The 15,741-nt window shown below is 64.4% G+C and carries 14 protein-coding genes, 1 tRNA gene and 1 rRNA gene; 9 read left to right on the top strand and 7 right to left on the bottom strand.

The genetic code is table 11. The features are described from left to right. The first annotated feature begins 9 nt into the window (after positions 1–9). Positions 10–921, top strand: a complete 912-nt coding sequence (locus ACNFBT_RS26965; RefSeq protein ID WP_416753852.1) for a LysR family transcriptional regulator — start codon at positions 10–12, stop codon at positions 919–921. Positions 922–931: 10 nt separating this feature from the next. On the opposite strand, the gene ACNFBT_RS26960 is transcribed toward ACNFBT_RS26965, so the two are convergent. Further along, positions 932–1,108 (bottom strand): hypothetical protein, encoded by a 177-nt coding sequence (locus ACNFBT_RS26960; RefSeq protein ID WP_207887240.1) that lies wholly within the window; start codon positions 1,106–1,108, stop codon positions 932–934. 122 nt (positions 1,109–1,230) lie between these two features. Next, positions 1,231–1,488, bottom strand: a complete 258-nt coding sequence (locus tag ACNFBT_RS26955) for a DUF1145 domain-containing protein (RefSeq protein ID WP_416753851.1) — start codon at positions 1,486–1,488, stop codon at positions 1,231–1,233. Between the two features lie 418 nt (positions 1,489–1,906). Here ACNFBT_RS26955 and ACNFBT_RS26950 point away from each other — a divergent pair, with 418 nt between their 5' ends. From ACNFBT_RS26950 to ACNFBT_RS26925, 6 genes are all read left to right on the top strand, one after another. After that, entirely contained in the window at positions 1,907–2,983 is a 1,077-nt protein-coding gene (locus tag ACNFBT_RS26950; protein ID WP_416753850.1) for a DUF2157 domain-containing protein, read from the top strand. Continuing rightward, entirely contained in the window at positions 2,980–3,825 is an 846-nt protein-coding gene (locus tag ACNFBT_RS26945) for a DUF4824 family protein (RefSeq protein ID WP_416753849.1), read from the top strand. The genes ACNFBT_RS26950 and ACNFBT_RS26945 overlap by 4 nt, the downstream gene beginning before the upstream one ends. A gap of 99 nt (positions 3,826–3,924) precedes the next feature. After that, the gene (locus ACNFBT_RS26940) at positions 3,925–4,143 is read left to right on the top strand and encodes a cysteine-rich CWC family protein (RefSeq protein WP_416753847.1); all 219 of its coding nucleotides are present in this window, start codon (positions 3,925–3,927) and stop codon (positions 4,141–4,143) included. After that, entirely contained in the window at positions 4,143–4,838 is a 696-nt protein-coding gene (locus ACNFBT_RS26935; protein WP_416753846.1) for a pseudouridine synthase, read from the top strand. Before ACNFBT_RS26940 ends, ACNFBT_RS26935 begins: the two co-directional genes overlap by 1 nt. A 312-nt stretch (positions 4,839–5,150) precedes the next feature. Continuing rightward, entirely contained in the window at positions 5,151–6,203 is a 1,053-nt protein-coding gene (locus ACNFBT_RS26930; protein ID WP_416753845.1) for a L,D-transpeptidase, read from the top strand. Between the two features lie 401 nt (positions 6,204–6,604). Then, positions 6,605–7,351 (top strand): murein L,D-transpeptidase catalytic domain family protein, encoded by a 747-nt coding sequence (locus tag ACNFBT_RS26925; protein WP_416753844.1) that lies wholly within the window; start codon positions 6,605–6,607, stop codon positions 7,349–7,351. A gap of 284 nt (positions 7,352–7,635) precedes the next feature. Here ACNFBT_RS26925 and ACNFBT_RS26920 read toward each other — a convergent pair whose 3' ends face one another. Together ACNFBT_RS26920 and ACNFBT_RS26915 are read right to left on the bottom strand one after the other, a co-directional pair. After that, positions 7,636–10,509 (bottom strand): HD domain-containing phosphohydrolase, encoded by a 2,874-nt coding sequence (locus tag ACNFBT_RS26920; RefSeq protein ID WP_416753860.1) that lies wholly within the window; start codon positions 10,507–10,509, stop codon positions 7,636–7,638. A gap of 2 nt (positions 10,510–10,511) precedes the next feature. After that, on the bottom strand, positions 10,512–11,345 hold the full coding sequence (locus tag ACNFBT_RS26915) for a substrate-binding periplasmic protein (RefSeq protein ID WP_416753842.1): 834 nt from the start codon (positions 11,343–11,345) through the stop codon (positions 10,512–10,514). Between the two features lie 502 nt (positions 11,346–11,847). Between ACNFBT_RS26915 and ACNFBT_RS26910 the strand changes: the two genes are divergently transcribed. Together ACNFBT_RS26910 and ACNFBT_RS26905 are read left to right on the top strand one after the other, a co-directional pair. After that, on the top strand, positions 11,848–12,741 hold the full coding sequence (locus tag ACNFBT_RS26910; protein WP_416753859.1) for an alpha/beta fold hydrolase: 894 nt from the start codon (positions 11,848–11,850) through the stop codon (positions 12,739–12,741). A gap of 151 nt (positions 12,742–12,892) precedes the next feature. After that, positions 12,893–12,966: transfer RNA gene (locus ACNFBT_RS26905), tRNA-Gly, on the top strand. Positions 12,967–13,449: 483 nt separating this feature from the next. On the opposite strand, the gene ACNFBT_RS26900 is transcribed toward ACNFBT_RS26905, so the two are convergent. The 3 genes from ACNFBT_RS26900 to rrf all read right to left on the bottom strand — a co-directional run. Continuing rightward, positions 13,450–14,013, bottom strand: a complete 564-nt coding sequence (locus ACNFBT_RS26900) for an IS3 family transposase (protein ID WP_416753841.1) — start codon at positions 14,011–14,013, stop codon at positions 13,450–13,452. Positions 14,014–14,238: 225 nt separating this feature from the next. After that, positions 14,239–15,366 carry an IS30 family transposase gene (locus tag ACNFBT_RS26895; RefSeq protein ID WP_416753840.1) on the bottom strand — a complete coding sequence of 376 codons (1,128 nt, stop codon included), beginning with the start codon at positions 15,364–15,366 and terminating at the stop codon, positions 14,239–14,241. A 264-nt stretch (positions 15,367–15,630) separates the two neighbouring features. Then, positions 15,631–15,741, bottom strand: a 5S ribosomal RNA gene (gene rrf, locus ACNFBT_RS26890); the annotation flags it as partial.

Raw genomic sequence — 15,741 nt, 5'->3', positions numbered from 1 at the left:
AGGAAGCGCATGAGCGATCTCCGCCAGCTACGTCACTTCGTCGCCCTCGCCGAACACGGCCATTTCGCCCGCGCCGCCGACGCGGTGAATCTGAGCCAGCCCGCCCTGTCGCGGAGCATCCAGGTGCTGGAAGGCCAGTTGAACTGCCAACTGGTGGACCGCAATCCGCGGGGCGTGACCCTCACCGCCCACGGCCGGCTGGTGCTGGAACACGCCCGCCGCCTGCTGGCCGGCGACCGCGCGCTGAAGAACGCCGTGCTGCAACTGGCGGACCTGGAAACCGGCGAGCTGCGCCTGGGCGCCGGCCCCTTCCCTGCCGCGCGGCTGATGCCCCAGGTGCTCGCGCGCTACAGCAGCGCGCACCCGAAGGTGTCGGTCCTGCTGTCCATTGAGAACTGGAGCGAACTGCACCAACGCCTGCTGGACGACGAAATCGAACTCTTCATCGCCGACTCTCGCGAGCTGGAGGGCGACAGCCGCCTCGACATCCTGCCGCTGCGGGTGCACCGCGGCGTACTGTTCTGCCGGCCGGGGCATCCCCTGGTCGGGACGCGGCCGTCGGTGGAGCGCCTGCTCGACTACCCGCTGGCCGGCCCGCGCCTGCCGCGCGACGCCCAGGAGGGCCTGGCGCGCAACCTCGGGCGCGAACAGCCGCTGAGTGTGCAGTGCGACGACGTGTTGATGCTCAAGGAGCTGGTGAAAGGCAGCGACGTACTCTGCCTGGCCACCTGGGACGTGGTGGCCGAAGACGTCGAGGCCGGTCGCCTGGCCGTGCTGCCCTGGCCCAAGGGGAGCGACGCCTCCGGGCGCGGCTCCGCCTACGCCCTGGTGCGGCATGCCAGCCGCAGCCTGTCGCCCGCGGCCAGCCAGTTCGTCGCGTTGTTGCTGGAGGAGGACGCGGCGTTTCGCGCCGCGCCCTGACGGTCATGGCTCAGCGACTCCAGCCTTCGTAGCGATCGTGATCGCGGTCGTGGTAGTCCCGGCGGTAATCGCGGTGCGGGCGGTCACTCCAGTCGCGGTCATGCCAGCCGCGATCGTGGTCGTGCTCGTAGACCACGCAACCGGTCAACGGAAGGATGAGCAGTACAGCAGCGAAGATGCGACGCATGGCGCCTCCTGAAGCGAGCCGGCAGCCTCGCGGGAATGCGGGGCAATGATTCTTCCGGTCTCACAGGATCAGACATTTCTGTCAGGCGCCCGTGCGGTGCCACAAGGTAAAGCTTTGGTAAATCAGCCGTTTACAGTTTCCAGACGGCGCTGGCGGCGGCTCTGCAGGTGCAGCACGCCGAACAGCAGGACCTTCAGCTGCTCGCCCAGCGAACGACGACGCGCCAGCAGCAGCACCTCGCCCACATGCACCAGCAGCATCACCCCGGAGATCCAGAGCAGCGGGCGATGCAGCTCGCCGAGCGGGTAGGCAAGATTGAGAGCAGCGGCGAGCCAGAACATGGCCAGCGCACCCTTGGCAAAACTCAGCAATTCGGACATGGCGATCATTCCTTGTAAGAAGGTCGGTGAAGTCTGCAGCCCGCCGCGTCATGAGCGCTCCTGTCTTTCGACTGGCGTCGAAAACCGCGGGCATGGCCCGCTATTAACGAGATCAAGAGCCCCTCACCCTAACCCTCTCCCGCACGCGGGAGAGGGGACCGTTCAGAGCAGGATGAAGCCACAGTGTCAGCCGGCACGATCAGCCCCCTCTCCCTCTGGGAGAGGGTTGGGGTGAGGGGAATGCTCAGGCACAGACCATCCGGAAGAAGTCGGTTGCTCCCACAGCGTTAGATTCCAGGCAAGAGCGGACCCTGTCCGCAAAGGCCGATAACGCCGCACCGTGTCCACCCGCTGAACTCATGGAAGCCCACCCCGCCAAGAGCTAGAGTCCAAGCATCACCCGTCGCAAGGATCGGCCATGCCCGAACTCAGTCACCAGCAGGCGCAGCGCCGCGTCGATGACATCCTGGCCTTCGACCGGGAACTGCAGCGCCTGAACGACGAGGGCGCCCTCACCCTCGACGCCACGCAACGCGAACGCCTGCACGACCACCAGCAACGCCTGCTCGCCGACTACCGCGCGCGCTTCGACATCGACCGCGACAGCCAGGACCACCGGCTGTCCCTGGGCATGCGCGTGGCGTCTTTCCTCGGCGCGCTGGCCCTAGCGGCCAGCCTGTTCTTCCTCTTCTACCAGTTCTGGGGACTGTTTGCGGAAACCGCCCAGGTGGTCATCCTCATCGCCGCCGCGCTGGGCAGCCTGCTGCTGACGCTCTGGCTGCAACGCCGGGACGCTTCCGGCTACTTCGCCAAGCTCGCGGCCATGCTGGCCTTCGCGTGCCTGGTGCTGAACGTGCTGATGATCGGGCAGATCTTCAACATCACGCCCTCCGACAAGGCCCTGCTGCCCTGGGCCGCCTACGCCCTGCTGCTGGCCTACACCTGCAACACCCGACTGCTGCTGGCCGCCGCGCTGATCTGCGTGATGGGCTACGTCGCCGCACGGGTCGGCACCTGGAGCGGCGTGTACTGGCTGGACGTGGGCGAGCGCCCGGAAAACTTCTTCCCCGCCGCCCTGCTGATCTTCCTCGTGCCCTCGCTGATCGGCCAGGGACGCTTCGACGGCTTCGCCGCGATCTACCGGGTGTTCGGCCTGCTCGGGCTGTTCCTGCCGATGCTGGTGCTGGCCAACTGGGGCGGCAGCAGCTACCTGCCGCTGGGCTTCAGCACGGTGGAGAACCTCTACCAGGTGCTGGGCTTCGTCGTCTCGGCGCTGGTCATCTGGCTCGGCGCACGCCGCGAATGGCCGGAGGTGGTGAACACCGGGCTGACCTTCTTCGTGGTGTTCCTCTACACCAAGTTCTTCGACTGGTGGTGGGCGGTGATGCCCAAGTACCTGTTCTTCCTCGTGCTCGGCCTGTGCGCGGTGCTGATCCTGCTGGTGCTGCGCCGCCTGCGTAACGTCCACGGCCTGCTGGGAGGGAATCAGCCATGAACTGGACCCGCACCCATGCGCTGCTCGGCGGTGTCTCGCTGATCCTGCTGGTCAACGCCGTGGCCCTGGGCGGCGTGGCCTGGAACCGCTCAGGCTCGCCGGACAGCCAGCCGCACCTGAGCCAGCGCGAACTGATGCCCAACAGCTCCTGGCACAACGAAAACAGCGGCCTGAGCCTGCGCCTGAACTGGCGTTTCCCCAGCGAGGACGAAGGCGCCGGCCCCCACAGCCGCGCCTGGGAACCCCGCATCACTGCCAGGCAGATGGCCGGGCTCGGCTTCCGCATGCCCGAACAGGTGGACGACAATAGCGCCCGGCAATTCGACCGCCAGCAATCGCGCGCCGCCCTGTTGGTGCTGGAACTGAACGGGCCGCTGTACCAGCGCGAGCTGCAACTGGCGCGCAAACGCCTGGACACCACGCAACAGGCCGCCGCCGCGGCACCGGGCAACCAGAAGCTGGCCTATGAACTCAAGGACAGCCAGAGCGCCCTCAAGAGCGAGGAGAAGTTCTCCACCCGCCTGCTGCTCAAAGATGTCGGCCTCGACCAGCAGGCCCTGCGCCAGCGCTACCCGGACCGCCAGCGTTACCTGATCGTGCATGGCCGGGTGCGGCCGATCTCGCTATTCCACGAACACATCTGGACCCTCGGCGGCACAGCCAGCGCCCTGGGCGTGGACAGCATCAACGTGCCGCACCGCTGGCGACAGGTGCTTGAGGAGGACAGCTGGCAGGCGGACGAGGACCGCGAGCGGATGCAGCGTTTCAGCGCCGAGGTCGCCTTCGGCCAGCGGCTGGAACCCTGGATTGAACGCATCGAGGTCGCGCCGAGCGGGCCCTGACCAAAGCCCGCCGCGCCGATCCGAATCCGCTTGCACGGGGCGCACCGGCGCTGCACCCTGTGCGCCCGCACCGCACCGATCTGCTCCGCGCCTTTGGCCATGAACAACGTCACTCCCGATCCCAGCCGCTGCCCGCTCTGCGGCCAGTCCAACCGCTGCACCCAGGCCGACCCGGCTCTGGAAGGCCAGGCGTGCTGGTGTTTCAGCGAGCGCATCGACCGCAGCGCCCTGGAGCGCATCCCGCCCGAGCTGGTCGACCGCGCCTGCCTCTGCCCGCGCTGCGCCGCAGGCCTGAAGGACAGCGACGGAAACGCCTGATGCGCCTGGACCGTTTCATCGCCAACCTGCCCCGCTTCAATCGCCAACAGGCCCGCCAACTGCTCGCCGAAGGCCGCCTTCGCGTCGACGGCCAGGTGGTGCGCGACGGCCTGCATGAAGTCCGCGAGTTCAGCCGAGTGGAGTTGGACGAGGAGTTGCTGCAAGCCGGCAAACCCGCCCGCTACTTCATGCTGCACAAGCCTGCCGGCTGCGTCAGCGCCACCCGCGATGCAGAACACCGCACGGTGCTCGACCTGCTGGACGAGCCGGACAAGCACGAACTGCACATCGGCGGCCGCCTGGACTACAACACCACCGGGCTGTTGCTGATCACCAACGACGGCCAGTGGTCGCGACGCATGACCCTGCCGGGGCGCAAGCTGCCCAAGGTCTACTACGTCGAGACCGAAGCTCCCATCGAAGCGCACTACGCGCAGACCTTCGAGCAGGGGCTGTACTTCGCCTTCGAAGACCTCACCACCCTGCCCGCCCAGCTGGACATCCTCGCCCCGCGCGCGGCGCGCCTGACCCTGCACGAAGGCCGTTACCACCAGGTCAAGCGCATGTTCGGCCACTTCCAGAACAAGGTGACCCGCCTGCACCGTGAAAGCATGGGCAGCCTCAAGCTCGACCCGGCACTGCAACCCGGGGAATACCGTGCGCTCACGGCACAGGAAATCGCCGACCTGGGGTGAGCCCCACGCCCGAAGGGACGTAGGGGTATAACGTTCGACGTCATACGCCATCTGACCTTGCATCCACGACACACGGAACCGCGCCCTCGAAGCACTCCGGGCGGGAGCATGGCACCGACGATGCGTACGGCGTATCGGCGTAAAACCGCGAACGGTTGTACGCCCTACGGTTGGCCAACCCGCGAAAAGGCTCCGTATCGAGATATTCTCCACACTCCGACAATCCCCCGGCGGACCGTTCAGCCCAGCGGTTTGCAGCCGCTGCCAAGGCTTCGCTAAGCTCCAGCCAAACCCGCGTCCCAAGGAGAGGTGATGAAGAAACTGTCGGTTGCCCTGCTGCTCGCCCTGAGCGCCAGCTTCGCCGTCGCAACCCCGAGCAAGCCCTCGCCGTTGTCCGACCTGCAGGCAGCGTTGAAGACGCTCAAGCCCGGGCAGTACCTCTGGTACCCGGAAATCTCCCCGGCCGGCCCGGTCACGCTGGTGGTCAGCCTCACCGAGCAGCGCGCCTACGTGTACCGCAACGGCATCGCCATCGGAGTGGCCACCGTCAGCACCGGCAAGAAGGGCAAGGAAACCCCCACCGGCGTCTTCACCATCCTGCAGAAGAAGGTCGAATACCACTCCGACCTCTACAACAGCGCACCCATGCCCTACATGCAGCGCCTGACCTGGGACGGCATCGCCCTGCACGCCGGCAACCTGCCCGGCTACCCGGCCTCCCACGGCTGCATCCGCCTGCCCATGGCCTTCGCCAAGAAGCTCTACGATGTCACCGGATTCAGCACCACCACCGTGATCATCTCCGATGCCAAGAGCTCGCCAGTGGAGGTCTACCACCCCGGTCTGCTCGCCCCCATCGTCAGCGACGGACGCCCCGCCGGCCCGCACGACGACAGCGCCATGGTGGTGCCGTTCTGGAGCGATCCGGGGCCGGACAAAGGCCCGCTCTCCGTGCTGATCAGCCGCGCCGACCGGCGTGCCTACGTCTACCGCGGCGGCCTGCAGATCGGTACCGCCCCGGTGGCCTTCGAGCATCCCGAGGAAAAGACCGGCGTTGCCGCCTTCTCGCTGATGACCAAGCCGACCCAGAGCGACATCGACAGCCTGAACCCCAGCCTGCGCTGGACCACCGTGCAAGTCAGCGACCCGCAGAAGGGCCTGACGCCCGCCGAGCAACTGGGCAGGTTCAGCATGGACCGCGACTTCCTTCGCAATCTGATGGCGAGCATGGATATCGGCAGCACCCTGATCATCACCGACCTGCCGTCCACCCGCACCATGCGCAGCAATCCGGACTTCACGGTGATCACCACCAACGACCGGCAGGCGGAACAGAAACCGGTCAAGAACCAGCCGCTCGACTGAAGCCATGGAGCGGCGCAACGTTTTCCCCGCCCCGCTCCGGCTTTCCCTCACAGCGCCTTCAGCGTCCCACGGCCCCGTGGCGGCGTGCGTCCGCTATGCTTGATGGCAGGAGGCCAGCCTTGATGCTGGCCATGCTCCGATGTCCGGATCGATGACGCTCATCCACCCGCCGTGGTGGCCGAAAAACTTCGAAACAGCACCCGTTCCAGCGATGCAGTCAGGATGGCTTTCACAGCCCGGCATTCCTGCGCCAGACAGGGTTCGACAGCGTCAAGCACGCGTATTTACCGACAGGCGGGCTAGAAAATGGTTAAAAAACAACCACACCACAGGTCGAAATTCACGCACAATGCGGCGTTTCCCAGAAAAAACCATATCGATTCAACGGGAATGTCGTATTCATGCTGACTTTTTCGAAGTTGCGGGGGATCTTCCGGATCACTGTCGCCAGTGCCGCGCTCTTCGCGCTGGGTGGCTGGCAGAGTGCGTCCGCCGCCCGCCTGCCGACGGCCGAGGAACTGCACCGCCTCGCGCCCGCCACCAACACCGAAACGCTGCGCCTGGCGCTCAATGCCCTGCAGTGCGCCAGCACTCAGCTGGGCGGCGGCAACCAGTTGCTGACCGTCATCGACTACTCCAAGCCGTCGCGCGACAAGCGCCTGTGGGTCTTCGACCTCAAGCAGCGCAAGCTGCTGTTTGAAGAGTGGGTGGCCCACGGCAAGAACAGCGGCGAAGACCTCGCCACCTCGTTCTCCAACCGCCCCAACAGCTACCAATCCTCCATCGGTCTCTACCAGACCGGCCAGACCTACAGCGGCAAGCACGGCCGCTCGCTGCGCCTGCTGGGCCTGGAGCCGGGCTTCAACGACAACAGCGAAGAGCGCGCCATCGTCATGCACGCGGCCGCCTACGCCGACCCGAAGGTCGTCCCCGGACTCGGCCGCCTGGGCCGCAGCCAGGGCTGCCCGGCGGTACGCCCGCAGGTGGCGCAACAGCTGATCGATACGCTGAAGAACGGCAGCTACGTGTTCGCCTACTACCCGCAGCAGCAATGGCTGAAGACCTCGCAGTTCCTCGCCGGGCAAAGCTGCACCGTGGCGAAGAACCCGCAGATCAACCGCTACGTGCAGAACCTCGCCAGGCGTTGAGTGGCGATTCGCGAGCAAGCTCGCTGCTACAAGACGTCGCTGCGGAACGTGGTGCATCAGTAGGAGCGGACCTCGTCCGCGAAGCGTTCATCGCGCGCCGATGTTCACGGAGAAGCTCCGCGCCTGCGAGAGGAGGAAGGTAGGGCGTATAACGTTCGACGTTATACGCCGTTTGACCTTGGCCTCAGATCACTCCGAACCCGACCACGGAGCTGCGCTTCAGCCCGCTCCGAGCCCGAGCTGCATACGGTGTAACGACGTACAAGCGCGAACGGTTGTACGTCCTACGCCTTCACCCCATCCAGAACAGCCAGCATCGCCTGCACGTCCACCGCATCGATCTGCTCCGGCCGCAGGAAGCGTTCGCCGTACTCCAGGTACACCCCCTGGGTCAGGAACACTCGGAAAAGCTCCGCATCGATATGCTGGTCGCGGGCCATGAAGGCCAGGATCTTCAGCGACTCCGACAACGTCTTCGGCGCCTTGTACGGGCGGTCGGCGGCGGTCAGCGCCTCGAAGATATCGGCGATCGCCATTACCCGCTCCGGGATACTCATCTGCTCCCGCGACAGCTTGCGCGGGTAACCGGTGCCATCCACCTTCTCGTGGTGGTTGGCGGCGATGGTCGGCACCCGGCGAAGGTGGCGCGGCAGCGGCAGGGTGGTGAGCATCATCAGGGTCTGGACGATGTGCTCGTTGATCTTGAAGCGCTCCTCCTCGTTGAGCGTGCCGCGCCGCACGCTCAGGTTGTACAGCTCGCCAAAATTGCTCGCATAGGGTGGCAGGCGCATGTCGAAGCCCCAGACGTTGCGCGGGTCGTCCCGGTCCACCGGTGGCTTGCGCTCGCCCCAGGGCACGCGGTGCTCGGGCTTGTCGGCGAGCAGGAACTCCTCCGCCGGCAAGCTGGGCTCCGGGCTGCCCTGCAGGCGCTCCAGTTCATCGCGGGAGATGCCCAGGCGATCATCGAAGTACCGCAACCAGCGGCGCTCGCCGATGCGTTTCAGGCGTTCGACATCCTCGTCCTTCATGAGCTCGCCGCCGATATTGGCCTGGGCGACGAAGGCGTAATCCTCGCGCAACGCCTCATGCAGCGCGTCCCTGCGCGCCGCCAGCAGGCCGATGTCGTTGCCCGCCGCCATGCCGCGCCAGTAATCCAGTTCGATATCGCGCCAGATCACCTCGAAGCGCGTGCGGACCTCGTGCAGGCGGTTGTACAGCGTCTCCAACTTGGTGGCCTTGTCCACCACGTACTCCGGGCTGGTGATCTTCCCGCAATCGTGCAGCCAGGCGGCGATCTGGAACTCGTAGCGCTCCGCATCACTCATGGTGAAGCTCGCGTATTCGCCGTCGCGCGAGTCGATGACCTTCTGCAGCAGCAGGTCTGCCAATTGCGGCACCCGCTCGCAGTGGCCGCCGGTGTAGGGGCTCTTGGCGTCGATCGCGTCGGCCAGCAGCTTGATGATGGCGTCCAGCAAACGTTGCTGGGCCTCGATCAGTTGGCGGGTCTCGATAGCCACCGCCGCGGCGCCGGAGAGCTCCTCGACGAAGCGCTTGAACTGCGGGCGCGGCTGGCGGCTGTGGGTGCCTTCCCCGGCCAGTTGCAGGACGAGGATGCCCAGCAGTTCATCGCTGCGATTGCGCAGCGACACTTCCAGGTACTGCCCGCGGTTGGCCAGCGCCTGCCCCACCCGCTCGGCCAGTTGCGCCTCGGTGAAACCTTCGATGACCATCGACTGCGGGTACTGCTCGCCGCTCACCGTGCAGGCCAGGCGCAGGCGGCTGGCCTCGTCCTCCAGCAGGTATACGGCGCCGCCCATGACGCCAGTGGCTTCCACCAGGCGCGAGAGCACGCCTTCGAGCATGCTCTCCAGGCGCGTCTCCCGGCTCAGGGTCAGGGTGATCGCCTGGAAGTTGTGGATGGTGCGCGACATGCTCCCCATCACGCGGCTCAGGTCGCGCACCTCGGCAATCCTCGATGCCACCCCGATCGGCCGGGCGAAATCGAAGGCGGCCAACGCCCCCACCTGGTCGGCCAGCGCGGTCAGCGGGCGGGCGATACGTCGACCCAGGTACCAGCCGAGCATCAGCAGCACCAGCAGCAGAACGCCGCTCCACAGGGCCTGGTTGAACAGCATCTGGCGGGCACCGGCCAGCAATTCGACGGCCGGAATGGCGATCAGCACCCGCACCTCGCTGCTGGTGAAGTTCGACAGCGGCACCCAGATGCCGTACCAGGCCTCGCCCCCGGCGTCGAAGGCCTGGGGGGTACCGGCCGACAACGACGTGGCATTCAGCTGGGTCAGGCTGGGCACGCCCAATTCGTTCAGGGTAGCCAGGCGCAACTCCTCGCCCTGATGGATCAACAGCCTGGTCAGGTCCGGGTAGGCGATCACCGTACCCTTGCCGTCGACCACCGCCAGTTCGGTGTGGGCCGTCTGGCGCAGGTCGCCCATCTCGCCGCCGAGGTCGTTGACCGAGGCGTCCATGCCGATTACCGCCGCGCCGTCGACACTGCGGTGCGCCAGGGTCAGGCCGATCTCGCGGGTGGTGAAGAACACGTAGGGCTGGGTCAGCACCGTCCTGCTGGTATTGAGCGATTCCTGATACCACGGCCGCTGCCGGGGGTCGAACCGGTAGTCCGGCCGTTCCTGCACCCGCAACAACTGCAGGTCCTGGTCGTAGAAGCGCCATTCGCCGCGCAGCGCGCCCTGGTCGTCCAGGGTCAGGCTCTGTACCAGGTACTTCGATTCATCCGGCGCCTGCAGGATGCGGCGCACCTCCGGCACACGCAGCGCGCGGATCAGCAGGAACTCGCCGTTCGGGTAGCCGATGTACACCGCACTCAGGGTGCGGTTGGCGCGCAGGTTCTCCACCAGCATCGGCAGCCGCTCCAGGCGCGCCGGCAGGTTGTCGGTCTGCGAGATGGGGTCGTGGGTCATCAGCCGCAGCGCGCTCTCCGCCGGGTCGATCAGCCGGCGGATGCGCTCATTGATGGTCGCCCCCAGCTGGCTGGCCGACTCGCCCGCAGCCGCCACCAGCGCGCCTTCCACGCCCCGGTAGCCCTGTATCAGCAACGCGCCCGCCAGCGCCAGCATGCTGACAATGATGGCTCCGGCCACCAGCAGCTGCAGCGGAACGCCCCGTTTGAATGCCTTCATCATCACCAGCCTCTGTCCGTTGAGCCGTAGCGATATCCGCTGTCGAGAAGTTCGGTCGCCATGGCCGGCGACGTGTTGCGTTGCATGATCCTGGCCAGGCTGCCGTCCAGCCACAGCGCCTCGATCAGCCGCAGCCATTCGGCGCTCTGCGCCGGGCTGAAGCGCTTGCGCGAGAGCATCAGGTGGTGCGGCGTGGCCGGGCCGCTCATCACATCCACCACCCGGAACCGCTCGCGCTCGCGGCGGTCGGTGACGGCGCCCTCGAGGTTCAGCTCATGGCCGACCACCCCTTCCACATCGCCGTTGAGCAAGGCAGTGAAACGCGCCGTGTCGTCGTGGAACTCCACCACTCGCCCCTCGCCCCGCAGGATTCGCAGCATGGCGTCGATATAGGGGCCGTGGCGGTAGCCGGCAATCACACCGATGCGCGCGCCGGGCATGTCGTGGAAGTCCTCCAGCGACTGCATGCCGCCCAGCTCGACCGGCACGATCAGCTTGTTGCGCAGGTAAACGTACGGCAGCAGGTAAGTGAAGGTGCGCCGCTGCTGCGTGGCAACCCCGCTGGTGCCCATCTCCAGGTCGCCGCTTTCCAGCATCCGCCAGATCTCGTCGCGCGGCCGCACCGAGGTCTCGAACCGGCAACCGCTGCGCCGCGCCAACTCGGCGATCAGATCAGCATCGATACCTCCGCCGTCGTCGTGGTAGAACACCAGGTTACGGGTATAGGCGACGCGGATCGGCGCTTCGCAGCCGTAGCGATCGGCGGCCATGGCTACCGCACACAGCCAGGCAGCCGGCAAGACCTGCAGTGTGCGCAGCATGGGGGGCAGTGCCATTGACCCGCTCCGTCCGTGGTATCGGCCTTGAGAGGAGCACGTCAACGACGCTCATCTGCGGGCGGGAAGAAGTGACTAACACAAAGAGTGTAATCGGCCTTCTCCAAATCGCCGGCTGGTCACAAAGATAAATGACACTTCGTCGGAATCCCGGCCGGCAATCGCGAACAATCGTTCACGGACTGTTGCGTCAGACGACCCCGCCTGCTTAACTCTGGCCCAAGCGTGACCAATGAGTCACGCACAACGTCCAAGATCGCTTCATCGCGGCAACCGTTCCCCAAGCCGCCCCTTCCCTGCCTGGTCAAGAGCCCTCATTCCGCGCTGAAGACAGTGCCGGAACGATACCTTTTGGCGCTGTAACCGATTGAAAATTAAGAAAATATTAAGTTTCGCCGTGTGACACGAAGCTGTCACGTCAAGGCGCTTTCCTCTGCCTGGGTACTTTCTTCGCATCCGATCGTGGATGCGTTCCTATGACCTGCGTCTGGAGGAAAACGACATGAGGCCGGAAACCGCCGTCGTCGAGATTCAGCAACATCGGGTACACACGGAGTTCCACGCCAACAGGGAAGCGCGCCAGACCATCATCCTGGTCAATGGCTCGCTGGCGACCACCGCCTCCTTCGCGCAAACGGTGAAATACCTGCAGCCACACTTCAACGTGGTCTGCTACGACCAGCCGTACGCCGGCCGGTCCAAGCCCCACAACGACTGCCGCGAGCCGATCACCAAGGAATACGAGGCAGCCCTGCTGCTGGAGCTGATCGAGCGCTACCAGGCCGATATCGTGATGTCCTTCTCCTGGGGCGGCGTCGCTACCCTGCTGGCCCTGGCTCAGCGCCCGGCGCGCATCCAGAAGGCGGTCATCAACTCGTTCTCGCCGCTATTCAACGCCCCCATGCTCGACTACCTGCACCGAGGTCTGGACTACCTCGCCGCCTGCGACCGCACCAACGTCGGCAACCTGGTCAACGACACCATCGGCCGCTATCTGCCGCACCTGTTCAAGCGCTACAACTTCCGCCACGTCAGCAGCCTCGACGAGCACGAATACCAGCAGATGCACTTCCACATCTGCCAGGTGCTCCAGCTCAGCGCGGAAAGCTACATGGAAAACTTCTCGGCCATCGACATCCCGCTGCTGTTCCTCAACGGCGAGCTGGACATCTACACCACCCCGGCCGAGGCGCGCCTGTTCCAGCAACTGATCCGCGATTGCGAATTCCACACCATCCGCAACGTAGGTCACTTCATCGACGTCGAGCACAAGCAGGGCTGGCAGGAAACCCGGGACCACCTCCTCGCCTTCCTCCAACCCCAGCGCAAGCCCATGCTCGCTCCGGCCTACCTGCCCAGCAGCCAGGGCGTACCGATCGCCGCTATGGTGGGCTGATGCAGCCAGCGCAGGACACCGGGGGTCGGACACCACCCACCGCCTCCGGTTTTTTATTGCGCGCGGCACCGCACGAAAAACGCTCCCTCGGCGCAGTTCGCTCTCTAAGGCTTCACTAAGCCCCCGCCTTCTGGTAAAAAGGCACCCCCAAGCGGGCGTCGTATAATGGCATTACCTGAGCTTCCCAAGCTCATGACGAGGGTTCGATTCCCTTCGCCCGCTCCAGAACATCCTGCCAAGCCCCTGAAATGCCTAGCGTTTCGGGGGCTTTGCTTTTCCGGGGCCGGAAAGGTGTCGAAAAAGTGTCGATACTCCACGCCTGCCCATCATGGAAGGAGGCACCGCATGCGATGCCCCTGTGGTAACCCTGTGAGGGTTGGCGATGCTGTTCTGATCGAGTCTGGCCGCACGTCAGGAGTGGTTGAAGCGGTCATCGAAACGGCTGAAGACATGGGCAAATGGCAAGTCGAAGAGCCTGGAGTACTCGTAAAGACGGAGCCATTTGGCCTCGTATTCTGGTGACGCCGACCCGGTGGTCCTGGCGGCTAGGCAAGCTCCGTAGAACCCCACATTTGGCCTTTACGGAAGAGGGAAAAGACAATGCTCGGACGCGCCGCACTCTTCTATGGGATTTCTGCATTAGCTCTGAACGCGGCGATAGCCTCCGAGGATTGGCCACCTCAAGAAGCCGAAATCGCTGAACTCAAGCTAATTCTGAAGAACGATCCATGGTCTGTCCCGGAACTGGTGGACAGGTAGTAAAGAGCTACTGCTCGCATTTCGCCGCTCAAGCTCCATCGAACGGAGATAGCCCAACGTCGAGTGGCGACGGCGGTGATTGTAAAAGCGGATGTAATCGAACAGGTCGGTTTTCGCCTCCTGGTAGCTGGCGTAGCGAGCCAGGTACACCCGCTCGGCCTTCAGCGAACGGACGAAGCTCTCCATCGCTGCGTTGTCCCAGCAGTTCCCCGGACGCGAATGGTTGGGCACGCTTCGATGTCGCCGAAGCAAGGCCTGGTAGTCGTACGCGCAGTATTGGCTGCCACGATCCGAGTGCAGCAGCACTTCTTCTTTCGGCTGTCGGCGTGCAACGGCCATCTCCAGAGCAGCATGCACCAGGGCCTGCTGCATGCGGTGGTGTGTTGCCCAACCGACAACGGCGCGTGAATAGAGATTGAGCACGACGGCCAGATACAGCCAGCCTTGGGCCGTCCGCACGCAAGTCATGTCCGAGACCCAGTGCCGATTGGCGCGATCCGAGGCGATGGCCATAGATCCCATTCACCTCATGGTGGATGGTGCGGATCACCTGGCTCAGACGCCGATTCGCCATCTCTCTCGCCGAGGGAGGCCGCTGCTGCCAGGCATAGAAGCCGCTGCGGGATACCTGCAGCAGCCGGCACATCGGCGCTACGGGATAGCGACCGGCCAACGCCTCAATGGCGCGAAACTTCACTTCGTGGGCTGCGAGAAGATGGCGAGCTTGGCCTCAAACGGTCAGCGCAACAGCTCGGATAGTTTTTCCGCGGGTGATTGAAAGCCTAGCGTCTTGCGCGGCCTTTGATTCAGTTCAGTGGCCACCTTGTCCATCTCGACTTGAGTTACCTGAAACAGATTCATCTCCTTTGGAAAGTACTGTCTCAGTAGTCCGTTGGTGTTCTCGTTACTACCGCGTTGCCAAGGGCTATGAGGATCACAGATGTATACCGGCATGTCCGTCGCCATCGTGAACGCTTTATGAGCAGCGATCTCGCCGCCCCGGTCCCAAGTCAGGCTTTGCCTGAGGAGAGCAGGAAGATTCTGCATTTGCCGCGCCAGGGCAGAGACCACGCTCAGGGTGTCTTTTCCTTCCAGTTTCACCAGCATGACAAAGCGGGTGTGCCGCTCCACCAATGTGGCCATATGACTGTTACCAGGGCCGCTGATCAGGTCGCCTTCCCAGTGCCCTGGAACCGCCCTGTCTTCGACGTCAGCAGGGCGCTCAGCAATCGAAATGCCCTCTACGATCTGCCCCCGTGTTGAGGACTTTGTCGTATAGGTTCGGGCGTGCCGGAATTTGCGGCCACGGCGCAGGAAGTCGCTCAGCTCTTGTCGCAGCGCTCCTCGAGTCTGTAGGTAGAGGCTTTTGTAGATAGTCTCGTGCGACACCTGCATCGTCCCGTCCTCCGGAAAAGATCGACGCAGCCAACCGGCAACCTGCGCCGGTGACCAACGTTGCTCCAGCTTGTCAGAGACGAGGCGAGATAGGTCTGGATTTTTGACCAGCAAACAGGCCTTGGGCCGCAAGGCTTTGCGCCACGCGGCGCTGTCAGCCGCGGTCGCACGATAGCTGCATTGCCCTCCGTTGCTCTTAACTTCTCGGCTAACAGTTGACGGACTTCTGCCCAGACCTGCAGCAATTGCTCGCAGGGAAAGACCGCTGGCCAGCCCTCGCGAAATCTCTTCCCGCTCACAGAGAGATAGTGCATTCGCTCGTCGACAGCGGCGCGCGGGTTGTATGCCGCCATGCCGTTTGAGGTAGACGAAAATACGTGAAGGCGTTCGGTTAAGCTGCCGTCCGATGGCGCTCATCGACTGCCCAGCACGCCATGCTGTCCATAGCTGCTCTTGTTCGCTTTGGCTCATAGCTGCGCCTGCCATTGCATGCACCCTCTTTATCAGTAGCTGAATCAAGAGGTGTTGCACTGACTGGTTGAATCCGCCAGCGCCTTTTTTAATACGTCGCGCTCCATGGTGACCTGCGCCAACTGCTGGCGTAAGCGACGCAGCTCCGCGCTCTCGCCGCGCTGCTTGCCGTTGCCTGGAATTGATCCGTTGCCCATCCGACTTTCCCGCGCGCAAAAGCAAAGCCCCCGACCAGCAGTGCTGATCAGGGGCTTTGGGATAGGCGCTTGACGATGACCTACTCTCACATGGGGAAACCCCACACTACCATCGGCGATGCGTCGTTTCACTGCTGAGTTCGGGATGGGATCAGGTGGTTCCAACGCTCTATGGTCG

The organism is Pseudomonas sp. NY15181, assembly GCF_048068055.1.
GTDB lineage: Bacteria > Pseudomonadota > Gammaproteobacteria > Pseudomonadales > Pseudomonadaceae > Pseudomonas.
This window is presented reverse-complemented; position numbering and strand designations above follow the sequence as displayed.